The 20449-nt window shown below is 73.7% G+C and carries 20 protein-coding genes; 12 read left to right on the top strand and 8 right to left on the bottom strand.

Annotation, left to right across the window (positions count from 1 at the left end; all coding sequences use genetic code 11):
• Nucleotides 1-30 precede the first annotated feature (30 nt).
• The 6 genes from mug to AB0C04_RS09220 all read right to left on the bottom strand — a co-directional run bounded on the left by mug (nucleotide 31) and on the right by AB0C04_RS09220 (nucleotide 4457).
• Complete coding sequence (mug, locus tag AB0C04_RS09195; RefSeq protein WP_357050814.1) at nucleotides 31-576, bottom strand: G/U mismatch-specific DNA glycosylase; 546 nt, start codon at nucleotides 574-576, stop codon at nucleotides 31-33.
• Nucleotides 577-761: 185 nt separating this feature from the next.
• Nucleotides 762-1523 carry an SDR family oxidoreductase gene (locus tag AB0C04_RS09200; RefSeq protein ID WP_357050641.1) on the bottom strand — a complete coding sequence of 254 codons (762 nt, stop codon included), beginning with the start codon at nucleotides 1521-1523 and terminating at the stop codon, nucleotides 762-764.
• A gap of 23 nt (nucleotides 1524-1546) precedes the next feature.
• Nucleotides 1547-2047 carry a hypothetical protein gene (locus AB0C04_RS09205; protein ID WP_357050644.1) on the bottom strand — a complete coding sequence of 167 codons (501 nt, stop codon included), beginning with the start codon at nucleotides 2045-2047 and terminating at the stop codon, nucleotides 1547-1549.
• On the bottom strand, nucleotides 2044-2862 hold the full coding sequence (locus AB0C04_RS09210) for a DUF692 domain-containing protein (RefSeq protein ID WP_357050647.1): 819 nt from the start codon (nucleotides 2860-2862) through the stop codon (nucleotides 2044-2046). Before AB0C04_RS09210 ends, AB0C04_RS09205 begins: the two co-directional genes overlap by 4 nt.
• A complete protein-coding gene (locus AB0C04_RS09215) occupies nucleotides 2859-3779 on the bottom strand; it encodes a TIGR04222 domain-containing membrane protein (protein ID WP_357050650.1) in 921 nt (306 codons plus the stop codon). Before AB0C04_RS09215 ends, AB0C04_RS09210 begins: the two co-directional genes overlap by 4 nt.
• 105 nt (nucleotides 3780-3884) lie before the next feature.
• A complete protein-coding gene (locus AB0C04_RS09220) occupies nucleotides 3885-4457 on the bottom strand; it encodes a helix-turn-helix domain-containing protein (protein WP_357050653.1) in 573 nt (190 codons plus the stop codon).
• A gap of 112 nt (nucleotides 4458-4569) precedes the next feature.
• On the opposite strand from AB0C04_RS09220, the gene AB0C04_RS09225 reads away from it, so the two are divergent.
• The 3 genes from AB0C04_RS09225 (at nucleotide 4570) to AB0C04_RS09235 (ending at nucleotide 7261) form a co-directional block, all read left to right on the top strand.
• Nucleotides 4570-5442 (top strand): carbon-nitrogen hydrolase family protein, encoded by an 873-nt coding sequence (locus tag AB0C04_RS09225; RefSeq protein WP_357050656.1) that lies wholly within the window; start codon nucleotides 4570-4572, stop codon nucleotides 5440-5442.
• A gap of 54 nt (nucleotides 5443-5496) precedes the next feature.
• Nucleotides 5497-6141, top strand: a complete 645-nt coding sequence (locus AB0C04_RS09230; RefSeq protein ID WP_357050659.1) for an HAD family hydrolase — start codon at nucleotides 5497-5499, stop codon at nucleotides 6139-6141.
• A gap of 184 nt (nucleotides 6142-6325) precedes the next feature.
• Complete coding sequence (locus AB0C04_RS09235) at nucleotides 6326-7261, top strand: RIO1 family regulatory kinase/ATPase (RefSeq protein WP_357050662.1); 936 nt, start codon at nucleotides 6326-6328, stop codon at nucleotides 7259-7261.
• Between the two features lie 45 nt (nucleotides 7262-7306).
• Here AB0C04_RS09235 and AB0C04_RS09240 read toward each other — a convergent pair whose 3' ends face one another.
• Entirely contained in the window at nucleotides 7307-7555 is a 249-nt protein-coding gene (locus tag AB0C04_RS09240; protein ID WP_350872742.1) for a DUF2630 family protein, read from the bottom strand.
• Nucleotides 7556-8004: 449 nt separating this feature from the next.
• On the opposite strand from AB0C04_RS09240, the gene AB0C04_RS09245 reads away from it, so the two are divergent.
• The 7 genes from AB0C04_RS09245 (at nucleotide 8005) to AB0C04_RS09275 (ending at nucleotide 16151) form a co-directional block, all read left to right on the top strand.
• Nucleotides 8005-9342 carry a cytochrome P450 gene (locus tag AB0C04_RS09245; protein ID WP_357050817.1) on the top strand — a complete coding sequence of 446 codons (1338 nt, stop codon included), beginning with the start codon at nucleotides 8005-8007 and terminating at the stop codon, nucleotides 9340-9342.
• Complete coding sequence (locus AB0C04_RS09250; protein WP_357050665.1) at nucleotides 9339-10262, top strand: terpene synthase family protein; 924 nt, start codon at nucleotides 9339-9341, stop codon at nucleotides 10260-10262. Before AB0C04_RS09245 ends, AB0C04_RS09250 begins: the two co-directional genes overlap by 4 nt.
• Nucleotides 10259-11977, top strand: a complete 1719-nt coding sequence (locus AB0C04_RS09255; RefSeq protein ID WP_357050668.1) for a prenyltransferase/squalene oxidase repeat-containing protein — start codon at nucleotides 10259-10261, stop codon at nucleotides 11975-11977. Before AB0C04_RS09250 ends, AB0C04_RS09255 begins: the two co-directional genes overlap by 4 nt.
• A gap of 99 nt (nucleotides 11978-12076) precedes the next feature.
• Nucleotides 12077-14659 (top strand): nitrate- and nitrite sensing domain-containing protein, encoded by a 2583-nt coding sequence (locus AB0C04_RS09260; RefSeq protein WP_357050671.1) that lies wholly within the window; start codon nucleotides 12077-12079, stop codon nucleotides 14657-14659.
• 94 nt (nucleotides 14660-14753) lie between these two features.
• On the top strand, nucleotides 14754-15176 hold the full coding sequence (locus tag AB0C04_RS09265) for a roadblock/LC7 domain-containing protein (protein ID WP_357050674.1): 423 nt from the start codon (nucleotides 14754-14756) through the stop codon (nucleotides 15174-15176).
• A gap of 5 nt (nucleotides 15177-15181) precedes the next feature.
• Complete coding sequence (locus AB0C04_RS09270; RefSeq protein ID WP_350872753.1) at nucleotides 15182-15568, top strand: DUF742 domain-containing protein; 387 nt, start codon at nucleotides 15182-15184, stop codon at nucleotides 15566-15568.
• Nucleotides 15549-16151, top strand: a complete 603-nt coding sequence (locus tag AB0C04_RS09275) for an ATP/GTP-binding protein (RefSeq protein WP_357050677.1) — start codon at nucleotides 15549-15551, stop codon at nucleotides 16149-16151. The genes AB0C04_RS09270 and AB0C04_RS09275 overlap by 20 nt, the downstream gene beginning before the upstream one ends.
• An 87-nt stretch (nucleotides 16152-16238) precedes the next feature.
• On the opposite strand, the gene AB0C04_RS09280 is transcribed toward AB0C04_RS09275, so the two are convergent.
• Entirely contained in the window at nucleotides 16239-19094 is a 2856-nt protein-coding gene (locus AB0C04_RS09280; RefSeq protein WP_357050680.1) for an aconitate hydratase, read from the bottom strand.
• Nucleotides 19095-19252: 158 nt separating this feature from the next.
• On the opposite strand from AB0C04_RS09280, the gene AB0C04_RS09285 reads away from it, so the two are divergent.
• Nucleotides 19253-19609: a VOC family protein gene (locus tag AB0C04_RS09285; RefSeq protein WP_357050683.1), complete on the top strand. Its 357-nt coding sequence runs from the start codon at nucleotides 19253-19255 to the stop codon at nucleotides 19607-19609.
• An 83-nt stretch (nucleotides 19610-19692) separates the two neighbouring features.
• A complete protein-coding gene (locus AB0C04_RS09290) occupies nucleotides 19693-20340 on the top strand; it encodes a DedA family protein (RefSeq protein WP_357050686.1) in 648 nt (215 codons plus the stop codon).
• Nucleotides 20341-20449 lie beyond the last annotated feature (109 nt).

Genomic DNA, 20449 nt, shown 5'->3' on the forward strand with positions numbered 1-20449 from the left:
CCGCCCGGCGCGTCCGTCGGCGGCGCGGGCTCAGCGCGCGATCGACGCCTGGCGCAGCTCGGCGAAGGCAGCACCCAGACTCGCCGGGGTGAAGTGCGCGTTCAGACCGCTCGGGTTGGGCAGCACCCAGAGCCGGGCGCCGGCCAGCGGCTCCGGCTGCGCGCCGAAGGTCGCCCGGGGTCGGGCGAACCCGATCCGGTACGCGGTCACCCCCACCACGGCGACCCAGCGGGGCTGGTACCGCGCCACCTTCGCCCGCAGCGACTCCGCCCCGGCGATCAGTTCGGCGGTGCTCAGCTCGTCGGCGCGGGCGCTGGCCCGGTCCACCATGTTGGTGATGCCGAGCCCGTAGCCGGGCAGTTCGTCCTGCTCGCTGGGGTGCAGCAGCCGGGGGGTGAAGCCGCCCCGGTGCAGCGCCGGCCAGAACCGGTTGCCCGGCCGGGCGAAGTGCCAGCCGGTGGCGGCCGACCAGAGGCCCGGGTTGATGCCGACGAAGAGCACGTCCAACCCGGGCGCGATCAGGTCGGGGAGGATACGGTCCGCCGCGGCGGCCAACTCCTCCCGGGTGGGCCGCAGGGAGCGCCCCGCCGCCCCGGGCCGGCGCTCGCCCGGCGCCGCCGGAAGACCGGCTTCGCCGTCGACGGGCGGTGGCGGGGGTCGGCGGTCGGGCGTCGGCGCGGAGCCGGGGCGGCGGTCGCCGGGGCCGGTCGGGGAACCGGGACGGGCCCGGCCGGGCCGGCGCCCGCCGGGTGGTTCCGGGTTCACAGGCCGCGCAGCGCGCCGCCGTCGACCGGGACGGTGAGCCCGGTGAGGTAGCTGGCGGCGGGGGAGAGGACGAACGCGGCCACCCGGCCGAACTCGGCCGGGTCACCGATGCGGCGCAGCGGGATACCGGCCTCGGCTTCCGCGCGGGCCCGCTCAGGGTCGCCGGTGGCGGCGAAGAGTTCCCGGTTGCGGTCGGTGAGGATCCGACCCGGCAGCAGGCCGACGATCCGTACGCCGCGCGGGCCGTACTCGTCGGCGATGTCCTTGGCCACCCCGACCAGGCCCGGCCGCAGCCCGTTGGAGATGCCCAGCCCCGGCACCGGCCCCCGGGCCGAGGTGGAGAGGACCATCCCGATCGCGCCCCCCTCGGGCAGGGCGGCGGCGACGGTGCGCACCGTCCGGACGGTGCCCAGGAAGACGGTCTCGAAGGAGAGCCGCCACTGCTCGTCGGTGATCGTCGCGGCGCTGCCCGGCGGCGGCCCGCCGACCGAGACCAGCGCGCCGTCGAGGCGTCCGAAGTGCTCCTGGGCGGTGGCGACGAGACGTTCCGGTGTTGCCGGGTGGGCCAGGTCGGCGGTCACGCCGATGGCCCGCTGCGGTCCGCCGAGGCGCTGCGCGGCGGCGGCGACCGCGTCGGCGTCCCGGGCCGAGAGCACCACCCGCGCCCCGTCGGCCACCAGGCACTCGGCGGTCGCGTAGCCGAGGCCGCGGGAGGCGCCGGTGAGCACGTACACCCGATCGGTGAGTCCCAGATCCATGCCGTTGATCCTGCCGTACGCGATCAGCGACGGCCACCGGGCCCGGTGGCCGGGCGGCGGGCGGGGCGGAGCAGGCGTACCCGGCCGAGCAGCTGGACCGCGACGGCGCCGCCGGCGCGGCCGAGGCCCGGCAGCCGGCGCGGGCGTGGCGGCCGTTGTCCGTCGTAGCGGGCACCCGCCTCCCGGACGGCCAGCTCGTCGGCGCCCAGCGGTGGCAGGTCACCCCGGTCGTGCAGCGCCCGGGCCAGGTCCCACCCGTCGCGCAGCGACCCGCCGGTCGGCCGGTCGCCCGCCCACGTCTGGAAGGTCGCCGGCCAGTCGACGCCGAGCCCGGCGGCGAGCAGCGGCCAGTGCCGGGCGACCTCCCCGGCGCGCTTGCGCAGCAGTGCGGCCCGAGCGGCTGCCAGCGGCGCCGGCGCGAACCCGGGCGGTACCGGCCCGCCGGCCACCAGGGCGGCGACCAGCTCGGCCTGCCGGGCCGCCAACTCGCCGGGCGCGGCCCGTTCGGGCGCGGCATCGGTCATGTGACCACCGGCAAGCCCGCGGCGGCGGCGAGGGCGTCGAGCTCGGCGCGAAGCGCCGGGGCCGGCGGGTAGTCGCCGTCGCGCTCCAGCAGCAGCGCCGGCGGGCGCCGGCGGGCGCAGAGCTCGCCCACCAGGTCGAGCACCGCCGTCGGCATCGGGTCGGTGTGCGTGTCGTGGTAGAAACCGCCGTGCTCGGCGCCCCCGGCCACGTGCACGTAGCCGATCCGCTCCAGCGGCAGCCGGTCCAGCAGGTCGCGCGGGTCGGTGCCCCGGTTGCGGGCGTTGGCGTAGACGTTGGCGACGTCGAGCAGCAGCAGCGCCCCGGTCCGGTCCAGGATCTCGGTCAGGAACTGTGCCTCGTCCAACTCGTCGTCGGGCCAGTCGAAGAGCGCGGCGATCGGTTCCAGCGCGATCGGCACCGGCAGCTCGGCCTGGGCCCGGGCGACGTTGGCGCAGACCGCGTCGATCGCCGCCCGGCTGCGCGGCAGCGGCAGCAGGTGCCCGGCCTCCATCCCGCCGGCCCGGACGAAGGCGATGTGCTCGCTGACCAGCGGCGCGGCCACCAGCTCGGCCACCGCGGCCAGGTGGGCGACCCGGGCCGGGTCGACCGGCTCGGCGCCGCCGAGGGAGAGCCGCACCCCGTGCGGTACGACGGTCACGCCGCGCTCGCGCAGCTGGGCCAGGCTCGCTGGCAGGGCCCGCGCCGGGGCCAGCGACTCCGCCACCACCTCGACGAAACGCAACCCGGGCAGGTCGGCGACGAACCCGGCGATCTCGGGCCGCCAGCCGATGCCGACCCCGGTCGGGCCGGTCATCCGCCGCACCCGCCTCCGCCGCAGCCGCCGCCACCCCCGCAGGAACTGCCTCCGCCGCAGGAGCTGCCCCCGCCGTCCGAGCCACCGCTGGAGCCGGACGACCAGCCGCCGCTGTCCGAGATCGCCTGCCGCTGGATCTCCGCCTGCTCGGCGAAGCCCGGATCGAGCGCCCAGAGTGACGCGGTGCCGAAGAGCGCCACCCCCATCGCCGCGCTGGTCGCGCCGTACGTCGAGTAGGACGGGCTGGCGGAGGGGGTGAGGTGGGCGTGCTGGCGGCGCAGTTCGCGGACCACCCGCCGGCCGGCCCGGGTCTGGTTCGGCACCCGGCCGAGGTAGAGGAAGGCCAGGAAGAGCGCCACCAGGCTGAGGATCAGGTAGGCGGTCGCCCGCCCGTTGGCCAACCCGACGACGGCGCGGACGACGCCGATGAGGATCAGGACGATCATGGCCAGCGCGCCGCGCCGGGCGGCGGACTGCTGCTCGGCCGACAGGAGCAGTCCGCGCTGCTCGAGACCCTCGCGGAGCTGGTTGAGGACGGTGACCACCCACTGGTCCTGGCGCAGGTCGCGGACCCGGGCCCGCCGCACGGCGGCGTGGTGGATCGCCTGGCCCAGCGGCGTCGCCCCGGCGGGCAGCGGGCCGGTGGCCGTCAGCCGACGACTTCCTCCGACGCCGATCGCGCCGCTGCCGCGCAGCCCGCCGAGGGCGGCGTTGACGGCCAGCGGCGCGCCGCCGTTGAGGTAGGCGGCCTGATCCGGGCTGAGCGGCTCACCGCCGACCTCCCGGGGTCCGGCGAGGAGCCGGACGCGGTGCAGCACGGCGACGACCACCGCCGCGGCGGCGACCGCGAGCCAGATCCGCAGGAAGGTAGGACCGGGGATGCCCCAGGTGTCGCCCGAGGCGCCGAGAACGTTCATCGGTTGCTCCTGTCGCCGGAGGGATCGGCGGCCCCATTGTGGAGCAGGTGCGCCATCGGGTGGGGGCGGCGGCTCCGGCGGCCGCGTCGTCGGCAGCGGCGGCGGTCAGCGGCGGCGGACCGCCTCCTCGACCAGGTCGAGCACCGGGCCGAGGTCACCGGCGGGCCGGCCCATCGCCAGGTGCAGCACCAGGCCGTCGTAGGCGAGTTCGAGGAACTGGGCGAGCACGTCGATCGGGACGTCCTCGCGGAGCACGCCGGCCTCTCGCTGGCGGGCCAGCCGGTCGCGGGTCGCCTCCGCGATCGCGGCGGAGCGCTCGGCCCACCGCCGGGCGAACGCCGGGTCGGTACGCAGTCGCCGGGAGACCTCCAACTGGCTGCCCAGCCAGCCGGTGGTGTCCGGGGAGACCGCCCGGGCCAGCAGGTCGCGCATCACCTGGACCAGGCCGTTGCGGGCGACCGTCTCGACCATGGTCGCGGCGTCGTCCTCGGCGACGGCGAGGAAGAGTGAGTCCTTGTCCCGGAAGTGGTGGAAGATGGCCCCCCGGGACAGCCCGGTCGCCTCCTCCAGCCGGCGCACCGTGGCGCCCTCGTAGCCGTGCCGGGCGAAACACGCCCGCGAGGCGGCGAGGATCTCCTGACGCCGCGCATCGAGCTGGTCCTGGCTTACTCTGGGCACGCCACGATCGTTCCAGGTGACCCGGGGTCATGCAAACCGTACGTACGGCTTGGGATTTCGAGGTGCCAGCCGGCAGGCCGTGCGACCGATCGTGCCGGTCTACCATCGGCCGGTGACGCCACCCCCCGCCACCATCACCGCCATCCCGGCCGACCGGCTGACCGTCGCCGCCGTCCAGGCCGAGCCGGTCCCCGGCGACGTCGCCGGCAACGCGGCGACCGCGGCCCGCCTGGTCGCGCGCTCCGCCGAGCAGGGCGCCCGGATCGCCGTCCTGCCGGAGCTGTTTCTCCCCGCGTACCACCCGCCCACGCTGGCGGCCGACCCGGCCGGCACCGACGTGGTGACCGACGAGGACCGTACGGTCGACGACGCCCGCCTGACGCCGCTTTGTGAGGCGGCGGTGGCCGGTGGCGTCACCGTCGTGGTGGGCGCGGCGGTCCGCCACCCCGACGGGCAGCGAACCATCTCGTCGTTGGTCGTCGGGCGCGGCGGCGAGGTCCGGGTGGGCTACGACAAGCAGCAGCTCTGGGGCGGTGAGCGGGAGCTGTTCAGCCCCGGCACCCGGGGCGCCACCCTGCTGCTGGACGACTGGCGGCTCGGGCTCGGCATCTGCTACGACGGCTGCTTTCCCGAGCACGGCCGGGCCGCCGCCGCCGACGGCGCGCACGGCTACCTGTGCCCGAGCGGCTACCTGGCCGGCTCGGCGCACCGTCGGGACCTCTACTACCCGGCCCGGGCCCTGGACAACACCATGTACGTGGTCTTCGCCAACTCGGTCGGCGGAGCGGACCCGTGGCGGTTCAACGGCGGCGCGGCCGTCTACGACCCGGAGGGTCGCCCGCTGGCCCGGGGCGCGGACACCGGTGAGCAGGTGCTGGTCGCGACGCTGGACCCGGCCCAGTTGGCGGCCACCCGGGCGGCGCACTCGATGCTCGCCGACCGGCTGCCGGACCAGGGTCCGACCCGGCGCACGGTGTTGGCCTGAGGAGTTAACATTCCAGCCCTGTCGGGCGGCCCTGGAGTCCCGTAGGGTGCCCGAGTGCCACTGCTCCTGCTGGATCTGGACAACACCCTGCTCGATCGGGCCGGGCCGTTCCGTGCCTGGGGCCAGCGCTTTCTGGAAGACATCGGCGCGCCCCCGGCGGACATCGACTGGCTGCTCTCCGTCGACGCCGACGGGCTGACCGACCGGTGGGACGTGGCCGACGCCATCCGGGACCGGTACGCCCTGCGCATCCCCTCGATCGACCTGGTGGAGGCACTGCACGACGGGGTGGTGGCGAACACCCGGCTCGATCCGTTGATCGCCTGCGCGCTGCGGATCGCCGACGACGCGGGCTGGATCCCGGTGGTGGTCTGCAACGGCGTGGTCCGGCAGGAGGAAGCCAAGATCCGGGGGACCGGGCTGGACCGCTACGTGGCCGACTGGGTCATCTCCGAGGAGGCCGGCGTCAGCAAGCCCAACCCCCGGATCTTCGCGCTCGCCGCCCATCGGGTCCGGATGCCGCTGCGCGGCGCCTGGGTGGTCGGCGACAGCCCGGAGGCGGACATCGGGGGCGCGGCGGCGGTCGGGTTGCCCAGTGTCTGGCTGCACCGTGGGCGGACCTGGCCGGACAGCCGGTTCGCGCCGACGCGTACGGCCGAAGGGCTGATCGCCGCAGTCGCCACGGTCCTCGCCGGCTGAGCGGAGTTGCCGGGGCCGGCCCGCCGGTAATTCGGTTGACCCGCTGAGGCGTGCACGGTGAACATGGTCCGCGCATCGTGCAACCGGGCGTTCACCCGGTCGAGGAGAGGAGGTCGGTCATGGCCGTCTTCGCAGGTCGTCTCCACCTGCCTCCATCAGCCTCGATCAAGGGATCAACACCGCAGTGCGCGAACACGACTTCCCGGCGCGCGAGCGCCGGACCCGCGGCAAGGGCCGCTTCGACGATGACGAACCGCAGTTCCTGAGGCACGGCCGGCAGCCCGAGCCGGTCAGCGCCGACCCGGACGACGGGCCCGACCCGGAGACCGGTGAGAGCTGGTCGTCCTGGGACGACGCGGTGCACGGGCCGCAGCCGCACCCCGCCTGGCTGGTCACCGAGCTCGCGGCCAAGGACACCGACCTCGGCGTGCTCAAGACCGGCAAGGAGGCGGACGTCCACCTGCTCCGGCGGGCGGTGCCCGACAGCGACCGCTCCTGCCTGCTGGCGGTGAAGCGCTACCGGGACGCCAACCACCGGCTGTTCCACCGGGACGCCGGCTACCTGGAGGGACGGCGGGTCCGTCGGTCCCGGGAGAACCGGGCGATGGCCGGCCGGACCGCCTTCGGCCGGCAGATGATCGCGGGGCAGTGGGCGGCGGCCGAGTTCGCCGCGCTGGCCCGGCTTTGGGAGATCGGCGCCGAGCGCGGCAGCATCTCCGTGCCCTATCCGGTGCAGCTGCGCGGCACCGAGCTGATGCTGGAGTTCCTCGGCGACCCCGAGGAGGGGCTGGCCGCGCCTCGGCTCGCCCAGGTCCGGCCGGACCCGGCCGGTCTGCGCGACCTCTGGGAGCAGTTGGTCGACGCGCTGGTGGTGCTGGCCCGGGCCGGCCTGGCGCACGGCGACCTGTCGCCGTACAACCTGCTGGTGCATCGGGACCGGCTGATGATGATCGACCTGCCCCAGGTGGTCGACGTGGTGGCCAACCCGCAGGGGGGCGAGTTCCTGGCCCGGGACGTCCGGGTGGTCAGCACCTGGTTCGCCGCGCGGGGGCTGCCGGCGACGCTGGCCGACCCGGCGGTGCTGACCGAGCAGTTGCTGCGCGAGGCGGGCCTCCGCTGAGCGGGGACCGGGCGGTCGTCCTGGCCGCCCGGCCCACCGCTCGGGTCACTGCAGGTAGCGCTCGACCTCGGGCTTGGGGCGGATGCCCTGGGCGTCCGGGTCGCCGTGGGTGGAGCGGGCGGCCCGCCGGCGGCGCAGCAGGTCCCAGCACTGATCGAGGGATTCCTCCAGCGCGCGCAGCCGGTCCCGGGCCTCGTCGTCGGTGCCCTGCTCGTGGGCCTGCGCGGCCGAGCGCAACCGGTGCTCCTCGTCGACCAGCTCGGAGATCCGGTTCAGGATTGTCTTGTCGTCCATGACAAGAGCCTGGCACAGGGCACCCGGGCGCGCCCGGATTCCCCCCGGCCGGCCGCGCCGGTCCCGTCAAGCCCCCGTCCGGCCCTGTTCGGCTCGCCGCCGTCGGCCGGACGGGTTGTGACGGCTACCGCTCCGGAGTCCCGTTGACGGGACTCGACACGGGTCGATGTCCGCGCCGAGGCCGGTCGATGGCCTCGGGCGGCGGCCGGTGGCTCCACCTGCGGGATTTCCACGGCCCGCCGGAGCCACCCGCATCCCTTGTGGAGGCTGTGAGATTTGCGGCGTGAGAATTTCTCGTTGGGCGCTAGAGAAATTTGACGCGGCAATGGCATGCTCGGCGGAACGGTCACTCCGGACACCCGACCCGATACGTTCCGTTGCCCGAAAGGGGACCACCGCAGGTGGCAGCGTCAGACCCGACGCCGGTCCGCACCAGACGAGCAGGCGCGATACCCCTGCGCCACGTCGTGCCCGGCCTCCTCCGTGAACCGTCCCGTGCCCTGGTCGAGTTCGGTGAGCGCTCCGGCGGCGAAGTGGTACGGCTGAACCTCGGGTCGTTCCGACCGTACCTGGTCACCCACCCCGAGCATCTGCAGCGCGTCCTGCGCGAACGGTCCGCGAACTACGTACGGGCCGGCGACGGGCTGCAGTGGCGACCGCTGAAGCGGCTGTTCGGCGAGGGCATCCTCAGCGACGGCGAGCACTGGTCGAACAGCCGGCAGATCCTGCAGCCGCTCTTCACCGCCCGCCGGATCGACGGGATGATCGACCGGCTGGCCGAGGCGATCGACGACGCGGTCGACGGGCTGGAGACCCCGGCCCGCGCCGGCCAGCCGGTGGACATGGGCACCGAGCAGGCCCGGATCGTCTGCTCGGCGATCATGCGGGTCTTCTTCGCGGACAAGATCTCGGTCCCGGACGCGATGCGGATCATGGAGGCGCAGGACGCGATCGCGTGGTCGGTGATGCCGCGCATCGCCATGCCCTGGGCGCCGCTGGCCATGCCGATGCCCGGCGACCGGGCGTTCCGCAACGCCGTCCAGCTCATCGACGAGCTGCTGCTGCCGATCGTCCGCCGGGCCCGGGAGACCGCGGAGACCGACGGCGACGACATCATCTCCACCCTCTGGCGTGGTCGCACCGAGGACGGCGGCCGGCTGGACGAGCAGCAGGTCCGCAACGACACCGTGGCCATGGTGGCGACCACCACCGAGACCACGATCAGCGTGCTGACCTGGCTCTGGCCGCACCTCGAACGCGCCCCGCACGTCGCCGAGCGGCTCTACGCGGAGCTGGACCAGGTGGTCGGCGACGCGCCGGTGCGCCGCGAACACCTCAAGGAGCTGCGCTACACCCGGCAGGTCCTCGACGAGCTGCTCCGGCTGTACCCGATCGGCTGGCTCTTCCCGCGCCAGGCGATCGAGGCGGACGTCATCGGCGGGGTGAAGATCGAGGCCGGCGCCACGCTCGTGGTCAGCCCGCTGATCACGCACCGGATGTCGATGTTCTGGGACCGGCCCGAAGAGTTCGACCCGGACCGGTTCGCCCCGGAACTGACGCGTAAGCGGCACCGCTACGCCCACTTTCCCTTCGGCGGCGGACCGCACCAGTGCCTCGGCATGCACCTGTTCTACCTGGAGGCGACGCTGATCGTGGCCACCGTGCTCAGCCGGTACCGGTTCCGCCTCCAGCAGCCGACCGTGCCCGGCATCAAGGTCGCGGCCGCCCTCCGGCCACGGGAGCGGGTGGAGCTGACCCTGCGGCCGGCGCGGAGCGTCGCCGCATGACGCCGGTGCAGCACCCCGCCCCGGACCCGATCGAGGAACAGCTGCTGGCCGCCGCCGAACAGGGCCGGATCAGCGCCCTCGCCGCCAAGGGCCAGCGGGACCTCCAGCAGTGCGCCGCCGGGTACCCGGATCTCTTTCCGCCGCGGCCGTTCGACCCGGCGCTCTTCGGCAACGTGGCGATGGCCATCGCCTTCGGCGCCCCATGGTGCGACGAGGCCGCGCTGCGCATCACCAACCGGGCGGTGCTGTGGGGCTTCGCCGTCGACTGGCAGGTCGACTACGTGGCCAAGTCCCGGGAGGAGATCGACCTCCTCACCGAGCGCTGTCTCGCGGTGGCGGACGGCGCGACGCCCGCGCCGGACGACCCGCTCGGCCGCTTCCTGGCGGAGCTGCGCGACGACCTGGCCGCCACGCCCGCGTTCGAGCGGTACCGGGCGGTGTGGCGCGCGGAGCTTGGCCGGGTGCTCGACGCCATGGCGCGGGAGTGGGACTGGAAGCAGACCACCGGCGCCGACGGCGCGCCGGGGGCGCTGCCCGACCTCGAGGCGTACCTCGACAACGCGGACAACCTGGCCTGCACGGTGGTCAACGTCGTGCACTGGATCCACGCCGGCGACCCGGTGACGCTGGCCCACCTCGACCGGCTCATCGAGGCGAGCGGGGTGGTCCAGCGGATCCTGCGGCTGGTGAACGACCTGGGCACCTACGAGCGGGACCTGCGCTGGGGGGACCTGAACGCGCTGCTGCTGGTGGCCGACCGGGACGAGGTGCCGCGGCGGATCGGCGCGCTGGTGGCGCAGGCGCGGGAGCTGCTCACCCCGCTGCGCGAGACCTGCCCGGTGCAGGCCGACTACCTGGCCCGGCAGATCGGCTTCAGCAGCGGCTTCTACCGGTCGACCGACTTCTGGGGAGCGCTGTGACCGGTTCACCGATCCCGGGCGGCTGGGGACGGCCGGAGGTGGCCGGGGCGACCCGCGAACTGTTGGCCGCCATGGCGCTCGAACCAGCCGGCCGCGTCACCCCCTCGGTGTACGAGACCGGGCGGGTGGTCAGCGACGCGCCGTGGCTCGCCGGGCACGACCGGCGGCTGCGCTACCTGCTCGGCAGCCAACGACCCGACGGCGGCTGGGGCGCCGCGGGCGGCTACGCGCTCGTGCCGACGCTGAGCGCGGTGGAGGCGCTGCTCACCAGCGCGCTGCCCGCCGGCGGTGATCCGACCGATCCACCGGCCGCGACGACGAGCGGATCGTCGCCGGCGACGCCCCCCGAGGCGACACAGAGGACGGCGCGCGCGGCGGACGGGCCGGCGCGGGGCGAGTTGCTGGCGGCCGCCGGGCGGGGGCTGACCGCGTTGCGGAGCTGGCTCGCCGACGGCCCGTTGGAGCTTCCGGACACGCCGGCCGCCGATCTGATCGTGCCGGCGCTGACCGACCGGATCAACGCCCACCTCGACCGCCTCGGCGCCCGGCCGGACGGTGACGAATCCGGCGCGGCGCTGCCGAGCGCCGTGGACCGGCGACGCTTCGCCGCGCTGGGCGCCCTGCTGGCGACCGGCCGGCCGGTACCGCAGAAGCTGCTGCACGCCTTCGAGGTGCTCGGGCCGGCGGCCCGCGGCCGGCCGGACGTGGTGCCGGTGGCCGGCGCGGTCGGCGCCTCGCCCGCGGCGACCGCCGCCTGGCTCGACGATCCGGCGAGCGCCGATCCCGAGGTGCTGGCCTATCTCGAGGACGCGGTCCGCCAGCACGACGGCCCGGTGTCCTGCTGCACCCCGGTCACGGTCTTCGAGCGGGCCTGGACGTTGAGCAGCCTGGCCCGCGCCGGGGTGCCGGTACGGCCGACGCCCCGGCTGATCGCCGAACTGGCCGACGCACTCGGCCCGGAGGGCGCCGCGACCGGGCCCGGACTGCCGGCCGACGCGGACACCACCTCGGCCGCCCTGTACGCGCTCGCCCTGCTCGGCCGTCCCGTCGATCCGGTCAGCCTGCTCCGCTACGACCTGGGCAGTCACTTCTGCACCTGGCAGGGGGAGGACGGGCGCTCGGTCACCACCAACTCGCACGTGCTGGAGGCGCTGGGCTGGCACGCCGAGCACACCGCACCGGGGGCCGAGCGTTACCGCGACCGGGTGGCCGCGCTGGCGGAGTGGCTGCGCGAGCAGCAGCAGCCCGACGGCAGTTGGACCGACCGGTGGCACGCGTCGCCGTACTACGCCACCTGCTGCGCCGTGCTGGCGCTGGACGGTCACGCACCCGCCGCGGTCGCCGCCGAGGCGGTGGACCGGGCCGTCGACTGGATCGTCGCCACCCAGCGACCGGACGGGTCGTGGGGGCGCTGGGCCGGCACGGTGGAGGAGAGCGCCTACGCCCTGCACGTGCTGCTCGGCACCGACCGGCCGGTGCGGCCGGGGGTGCGGGACGCGGTGATCCGCGGGCTGGCGCAGCTGGCCGCCGCGGATCCTCGGCGCGCGCACCCACCACTGTGGCACGACAAGGACCTCTACGCCCCGGTGCTGATCGTGCGGGCGGCCGTCGTCGCCGTGTGGCAGCTGGCACTGGCCAGATCGGACCTGGCCGTGGCCGTGGGACCGGACGCGACCGCACCGGTGTCCGACGGGCCCATGATCAGGAGCGCTTGAGTGAGACAGCGGACGCTGCTAGCGTGCGCCGGGGTCGATGCGTGCGGCTGCACGCGGTACTGACTGACGGATCACTCAGGCCATGCCAGGGACGGTGTAATGGGTTCCCGCAGCTCGAATCTGCGTACCAAGGTCGTTGCGCTGCTCGCGTCCCTGGTGGCGCTCTGGGGCTTCACCGCCTGGGTCACCATTCGCGACGGTATGAACCTGCTCGGTGTGCAGGCGTTGGACACCAAGGTGTTCAACCCCACCGAGCCGCTGCTCCTGCAGTTGCAGCTGGAACGCCGGACGTCGCTGACCCTGCTCGGCCGCCCCGACGACGAGCAGCGGACCGCGCTCGCCGAGATCCGTCCCCGCACCGACGAGCTGGCCGCGGACTTCAAGGAGTCCGTCGACAGCTGGCAGGTCGACGCGCTGGGCAGCGGCACCCTCGACCGGCGGATCACCGACCTGATCGGCGGCCTCGACCGGCTCGCGGTGACCCGGCAGGCGGTCGACGACAAGACCATCGACCGGGCCGAGGCCGGCGCGGCGTTCACCGGGCTGATCGAGTCGATCTACCGGGTCTACGACGCGCTGGGCAACCTCGACGACGAGCAGGTCGCCGAGGACACCGCCGCGCTGATCGGCCTGAACCGGGCCCGCGAGCTGCTGTCCCAGGAGGACGCGCTGCTCGCCGGCGTGCTCGCGGCCGGCCGCATCACGCCCGCGGAACAGTCGCAGTTCACCCGGATCGTCGGCGCCCGACAGTTCACCGCCGAGCAGGCGCTGGTCCGGCTGCCGAGCGAAGACCAGCAGCGCTACACCGAGATGTCGAACGGTGCGACGTTCCGCCAGCTGACCGACCTGGAGAACCGGGTCATGCAGGCCAACGGCACCCGGCCGCCGATCGGCGCCGACTCGTGGGACGAGGTCGGCGCGCCGGCGCTCACCCAGATCGCCGACGTCGTGCTCGCCGGCGGTGACGACGTGGTCGAACGGGCCGCTCCGGTGGCCATCGGCGTCATCGTCCGGTTGGTGCTCGCCGCCGGTCTCGGCCTGATCGCGGTCATCGCCTCCATCATCGTGTCGATCACCACCGCCCGGTCCCTGGTCCAGCAGCTCGAACGGCTGCGCGAGGCCGCCTTCCGGCTGGCCAACGAGCGGCTGCCCCGGGTGGTGGAGCGGCTCGGGCAGGGCGAAGAGGTCGACGTGGCCAAGGAGGCGCCACCGCTCGAGTTCGGTACCGACGAGATCGGCCAGGTGGGTAAGGCGTTCAACGTGGTCCAGGAGACCGCGATCCGCACCGCCGTCGAGCAGGCCGACCTGCGCCGCAACGTCCGCGAGGTCTTCCTCAGCCTGGCCCGGCGCACCCAGGCGCTGGTGCACCGCCAGCTCACCCTGCTCGACGCCATGGAGCGGCGCGAGCAGGACGCCGAGGAGCTGGAGGACCTGTTCCGGGTCGACCACCTCGCCACCCGGATGCGGCGTAACGCGGAGAACCTGATCGTGCTCTCCGGCTCCACGCCCGGCCGGGCCTGGCGCCGCAACGTTCCGATGGTCGACGTGGTCCGGGGCGCCGTCGCCGAGGTCGAGGACTACACCCGGGTCAACGTGCTGCCGCTCGGGCGGGTGTCGCTCGCCGGCCGGGCCGTCGGTGACGCGATCCACCTGCTCGCCGAGCTGATCGAGAACGGCCTGTCGTTCTCGCCGCCGAACACCACCGTCGAGGTGCGCGGTCAGATGGTGGCCAACGGGTTCGCCATCGAGATCGAGGACCGGGGCCTCGGGATGAGCCCGGAGGATCTGACCGCCGCGAACCACCGGATCGTCGACCAGTCCGAGCTGAACCTGGCCAACGCCTCCCGGCTGGGCCTCTACGTGGTGAGCCGACTGACCGAGCGGCACGGCATCCGGGTGCAGTTGAAGGAGTCCGCGTACGGGGGCACCACGGCCGTCGTGCTGATCCCGATCGAGCTGGTCACCGACGCCGGCGACGAGTCGGAGACCTCCACCGAGTTCCCGGCCGGTACGCCGGCCGCCCCGGCGGGCGACGCCCCCGCCGCCCCGAGCGCCGCCGCGTCGAGCGGGGGCACCTCGGCCCTGTCGGCCGCGCCGGCCGGCGTCGAGCAGCCCCCGGCGCTCCCGGCGGCGCCGGTGGCGCTGGTCGAGTCGCCGGTGGCACGCGGGCCGGAGTCGCCGGTCGCGCAGGCCGACGGCGCCGACGCGGGCGGGCTGCCCACCCGGGCCCGGACCGGGCCGGCCGCCGAGCAGGGTCTGCCGACCCGGGCCCGGCGCGGGCCGGACCAGCAGCCGGCGTTGGACGGGCCGACGTTCCCGACCGGGCTGCCGATGGCGCTGCCCCGCCCGGGCGCGGAGGGCGCTCCCGCGCCGGGTCCGGACGCCGGCGCCGAGGGTGGTCCGCTTCCGGCGCGGGCCGAGCAGGACCGCACCGATTCCGGCCTGCCGGTCCGGGTCCGTCAGGCGAACATCGTGCCGGAACTGCGTGACGATCCCGCCGCGAACGCCGCTGAGGAGGACGAGGACGCCATTCGGCCGCCGGAGCAGGTGCGCCGGATGATGAGCTCGTACCAGACCGGGACCCGGCGGGGCCGGACGGACGCCGCCCGCCTGCTGGGCGGGGCTGGCGAGGTGTCGGAACCCGCGTCCGGTTCGGACTCCGACCAGCAGCAGGCGACCTGACCCGTGCCGGCGACGCGGAGAAATCCCGCTCGCGACGGAACGGTCAGCCCCAGACGAATACGGCGACATCCGCCGGGGGAGAAGAGGACGACGAGTGGCCCAGAAGACGGCATCGAGTGCCGACCTGACGTGGTTGCTGGATGATCTGGTCGGCCGGGTGAAGCAGGCCGAGCATGCGGTCGCGCTCTCGACGGACGGCCTGTTGATGGCCTCCTCACAGGGGCTGAGCCGGGACGACGGCGAGCACCTGGCGGCCATGGCGGCCGGGATCCAGAGTCTGGCCCGGGGAGCGGGCAAGCGGTTCGGTGGTGGCCAGGTACAGCAGACCATCATCGAGATGCAGTCCTCGTTCCTCTTCGTCACAGCGGCCGGGCGCAACGCCTGTCTCGCGGTGTTGGCCAGCGAGGACGCCGACGTCGGGCTGATCGCCTACGAGATGGCGATGCTGGTCACCCGGGTCGGCAAGTACGTCGCGTCGCCGACCCGGAGCGCCGAGCAGCCGACCGGCGAGAAGTAGCGGCGATGACGGTGCAGGGGGAGTCCGCGGAGCATCAGTGGGTGGACGACCATGCCGGGCCGGTGGTGCGTCCGTACGCGGTCACGCGTGGCCGCGCCCGCCCGATCACCGGCACGTTCGATCTGATCTCACTGGTCACGGCGACCCGCGCCGACGTCGGCGCGGAGATCGGCCTGGGGCCGGAGCACGTCGCGATCGTCGGGCTCTGCCAGCGCATCCAGTCCGTCGCCGAGATCGCCGCCCACCTGGATCTCCCGGTGGGCACCATCCGGGTCCTGCTGGGTGATCTGGCGGCTCGCAGCCTGGTACAGGTCCGTGAGCCGCACACCGCGGCCGGCCTTCCCGACAACAGTGTTTTCGAGGCGGTAATCAATGGACTACGGGCACTCTGAGCGGCCGCCGGGAGCGACCCCACTGCCCACCGCGATCAAGATCCTGGTCGCGGGCGGATTCGGCGTGGGCAAGACCACCATGGTCGGCGCGGTCAGTGAGACGCGCCCGTTGCGCACCGAGGAGGTGCTGACCGAGTCCGGCGTCGGCATCGACGACCTGTCCGGGGTGGAGAGCAAGTCCACCACGACGGTCGCGATGGACTTCGGTCGGATCACGATCAGCGATGACCTCGTGCTCTATCTCTTCGGCACGCCCGGGCAGGACCGCTTCTGGTTCGTCTGGGACGAGCTGGCGCTCGGCGCGATCGGCGCGGTGGTGCTCGCCGACACCCGGCGGCTGGCCGACTGCTTCCCCTCCATCGACTACTTCGAGGGGCGTGGCACGCCCTTCGTGGTGGCGGTGAACTGTTTCGAGGGGGCTCGGCAGTTCCGACTCGACGAGGTGCAGGCGGCGCTGAACCTGGATCCGGGGGTGCCGGTGCTGCTCTGCGACGCCCGGCACCGGGAGTCGAGCAAGGAGGTGCTCATCACCCTGATGGAGCACGCGATGAAGACCCGGGAGGCCCGCCGCCGGGCCGAGTGAGCGCACCGCCACGCCGCCGACGGCGCGGCACGGGTACACGAAGAAGGCCCCTCCCGGTTCGCCGGGAGGGGCCTTCTCGTTGGTACGTCAGTTGGCGATCATCCGGCGCAGCACGTACTGCAGGATGCCGCCGTGCCGGTAGTAGTCCGCCTCGCCCGGGGTGTCGATGCGGACCACCGCGTCGAACTCGACGCCGGTGTCGGTGCTGACCTTGACCGTACGCGGGGTCTCGCCGTCGTTCAGCGCGGTCACCCCGGTGATGGTGAAGGTCTCCGTGCCGGTCAGCCCGAGCGACTCCGCGGTGGTGTCGGTCGGGTACTGCAGCGGCAGCACGCCCATGCCGATCAGGTTGGAGCGGTGGATCCGCTCGTACGACTCGGCGATGACCGCCTTGACGCCGAGCAGCATGGTGCCCTTGGCCGCCCAGTCCCGCGACGAGCCGGAGCCGTACTCCTTGCCGGCCAGGACGACCAGCGGGAGGCCCGCTTCCTGGTAGGCGACCGAGGCGTCGTAGATCGAGGTCTGCTCGCCGGTCAGGTGGTTGACCGTGAAGCCGCCCTCGACGCCGGGGACCAGCTGGTTGCGCAGCCGGATGTTGGCGAACGTGCCCCGGATCATCACCTCGTGGTTGCCCCGGCGGGAGCCGTACGAGTTGAACTCGTGTCGCGGCACACCGTGCTCGGCCAGGTACTTGCCGGCGGGGGAGTCCGCCTTGATCGAGCCGGCCGGGGAGATGTGGTCGGTGGTCACCGAGTCGCCCAGCTTGGCCAGCACCCGGGCGCCGGAGATGTCGGCGACCGCCTGCGGGGTGCGCCCCATGCCCTCGAAGTACGGGGGCTTGCGCACGTAGGTGGAGTCGCTGTCCCAGGCGAAGGTGTCACCGGTCGGGGTCGGCAGCGACTGCCAGCGCTCGTCGCCGGCGAAGACGTCGGCGTACGCGGAGCTGAACCCGCTGGCGCCGAGCGCCGAGGCGATGACGTCCTGGATCTCGGCGCTGCTCGGCCAGAGGTCACGCAGGAAGACCGGCTGGCCGGTGCTGTCCTCACCGATCGGCTCGTTGGCCAGGTCGATGTCCATCGTGCCGGCCAGCGCGTAGGCGACCACCAGCGGCGGGGACGCCAGGTAGTTCATCTTGACGTCCGGGTTGATCCGGCCCTCGAAGTTCCGGTTGCCGGAGAGCACCGAGACGACCGCGAGGTCGGCCTCGTTCACCGCGGCGGAGACCTCCTCCGGCAGCGGGCCGGAGTTGCCGATGCAGGTGGTGCAGCCGTAGCCGACCAGGTTGAAGCCGAGCTTGTCCAGGTACGGGGTGAGGCCGGCCCGCTCGTAGTAGTCCATGACGACCTTGGACCCGGGGGCCAGGGTGGTCTTCACCCACGGCTTGCGGGTCAGGCCCCGCTCCACCGCGTTGCGGGCCAGCAGTGCCGCGCCGATCATGACCTGCGGGTTGGACGTGTTGGTGCAGGAGGTGATCGCGGCGATCACCACGGCGCCGTGGTCCAGCTCGTACTCGACCCCGTCGGCGCCGGTGACCCGGGTCGGGTTGGTGGCCCGCCCGCCCGCGCCGACCGCCGCGGTCTCCAGGTCGCGCGGGGCGTCGGCCGGGTCGTTGACGCCGTTGGCGGGCGAGTCGCTGGCCGGGAAGGACTCGGCGCTGGCCTCGTCGGCGTGGCCCACGACCCCGAACGGCTTCTCCTGCTGAGGTACGCCAGCGGCGCGGCCCTGGTCGCCGCCGGTCTCGTCGGCGGCCACGTAGTCCTTGAGCGCCGAGCGGAACAGCGTCTTGGCGCTGCCCAGCGGCACCCGGTCCTGCGGGCGCTTCGGGCCGGCCAGGGACGGCTCGATGGTGCTCAGGTCGAGCTCCAGCCGCTCCGAGTAGTCCGGCTCGGCGGCCGGGTCGTGCCAGAGGCCCTGCGCCTTGGCGTACTCCTCGACGAGCGCCACCTGGGCGGCGTCGCGGCCGGTCAGCTCCAGGTAGCGGATGGTCTCGGAGTCGATCGGGAAGATCGCCACCGTGGAGCCGTACTCCGGCGACATGTTGCCGATGGTGGCCCGGTTGGCCAGCGGCACGGCGCTCACGCCCGGGCCGTAGAACTCGACGAACTTGCCGACCACGCCGTGCTTGCGCAGCATCTCGGTGATGGTGAGCACCAGGTCGGTGGCGGTGGTGCCGGCCGGCATCTCGCCGGAGAGCTTGAAGCCGACGACCCGCGGGATCAGCATGCTCACCGGCTGGCCCAGCATGGCGGCCTCGGCCTCGATGCCGCCGACGCCCCAGCCGAGCACGCCGAGGCCGTTGACCATGGTGGTGTGCGAGTCGGTGCCGACCACGGTGTCCGGGTACGCCTGGCCGTTGCGCTCCATGATCGTGCGGGCCAGGTACTCGATGTTGACCTGGTGCACGATGCCGGTGCCCGGCGGGACCACCTTGAACTCGTTGAACGCCGTCTGGCCCCAGCGCAGGAACTGGTAGCGCTCCTTGTTGCGCTCGTACTCCAGCTCGACGTTGCGCTGGAAGGCGTCCTCGCGGCCGAACAGGTCGGCGATGACCGAGTGGTCGATGACCAGCTCGGCCGGTGCGAGGGGGTTGACCTTGGTGGCGTCGCCGCCGAGGTCACGGACGGCCTCGCGCATGGTGGCCAGGTCGACCACGCACGGCACGCCGGTGAAGTCCTGCATGAGCACCCGTGCCGGGGTGAACTGGATCTCCACGCTCGGGTCGGCGGTGGATTCCCACGCGCCGAGCTGCCGGATGTGGTCGGCGGTGATGTTCGCGCCGTCCTCGGTCCGCAGCAGGTTCTCCAGCAGGATCTTCAAGCTGTACGGCAGCCGGTCGTGACCGTCCACCGTGTCGATCCTGAAAATCTCGTAGCTCGCGTCTCCGACGCGTAGCTGGCTCTTCGCACCGAAGGTGTCGAGGCTCGCCACGTCGTACTCCTTCACACCAGCGACCGTGAGTAGTCCTGAGCAGTCTGTCGCACCGGTCCGGGTGCCGCCGAGGTTAGGCGACACTTACCCGCTTCCCGTACTCAACAAAACCGTACGTCCGTCTTGCTATTCGCGCAACCTCGTGCCATCGTCCGGTACGAGGAGGTGCTTCCATGATCCATCACGTCCAGCTCGCCTGCCCGCGCGGCACCGAGGACGCGTCCCGGGCGTTCTACGTCGGCCTGCTTGGCATGACCGAGAAGCCCAAACCGCCGGCGCTCGCGGCCCGCGGCGGGTGTTGGTTCACCGGGTACGGCGCCGAGCTGCACCTTGGCGTCGAGGACGACTTCCGGCCCGCCCGCAAGGCCCACCCCGCGCTGCTCCGACCCGACCTGGACGCGCTCGCCGCCCGCCTCGCCGCCGCCGGCGCGCCGGTGACCTGGGGAGACGGGGAGCTGCCCGGGATGCGCCGATTCCACACCGAGGACGTGCACGGCAACCGCCTGGAGTTCGTGGCCCCAGCCGGTTGACCCCCCCGGGGCGGCCCCGCCGGCGCCCGCCGGACCGGCCGGCCGCGGGTAGGGTTCGAGGCCGGACCGGGGGAGGGGTGCGGGTGCTCGACGTACAACACTGGCTCGTGACGCTGCCACCGGTGGCGGTCTACCTGATGGTGGCCGGGGTGATCGGGGTGGAGAGCATGGGCGTGCCGCTGCCCGGCGAGATCACCCTGGTCAGCGCGGCACTGCTGGCCGCAGCCGGTGCCGTCCAGCCGGAGTGGGTGGCCGCTGCCGCCGCGCTCGGCGCCATCGTCGGCGACTCGGTGGGCTACACCGTCGGCCGCCGGGGCGGTCGGCCACTGCTCGCCCGGCTGGGCCGGCGCTTCCCCCGGCATCTCGGGCCGGACCAGCTCGCCCGGGCCGAGCTCACCTTCGCCCGGCACGGGGTCTGGGCGGTCTTCTTCGGCCGGTTCGTCGCGCTGCTGCGCGTCCTCGCCGGGCCGCTGGCCGGCGCCCTGCACGTGCCGTACCGCCGGTTCCTGGTCGCCAACGCGGCCGGCGGGTTGGTCTGGGCCTTCGCCACCACCTACCTGCTCTTCCACCTCGGCCGGGTGGCCGAGCACTGGCTCAAGGACTTCTCCTGGGTCGGCCTCGCCGTGGCGGTGCTCGCCGGTCTCGGCAGCACCTGGTGGCTGCGTCGGCGGCATCGGCGGGCGCACCCGGTGCCGGAGCCCGAAGACGCCGTCCCCGCCGGCAGCCGCTGAGACGACGAGAAGGCCGGCCCGTTGCGGGCCGGCCTTCTGCATCGAGATGCCGAGAAGGGCCGGACCCCTGGTGGGGTCCGGCCCTTCCGGTGTTCGCTTGTTGTGGGTC

It is taken from the genome of Micromonospora sp. NPDC048909 (assembly GCF_040649635.1).
Classification (GTDB): Bacteria; Actinomycetota; Actinomycetes; order Mycobacteriales; family Micromonosporaceae; genus Micromonospora.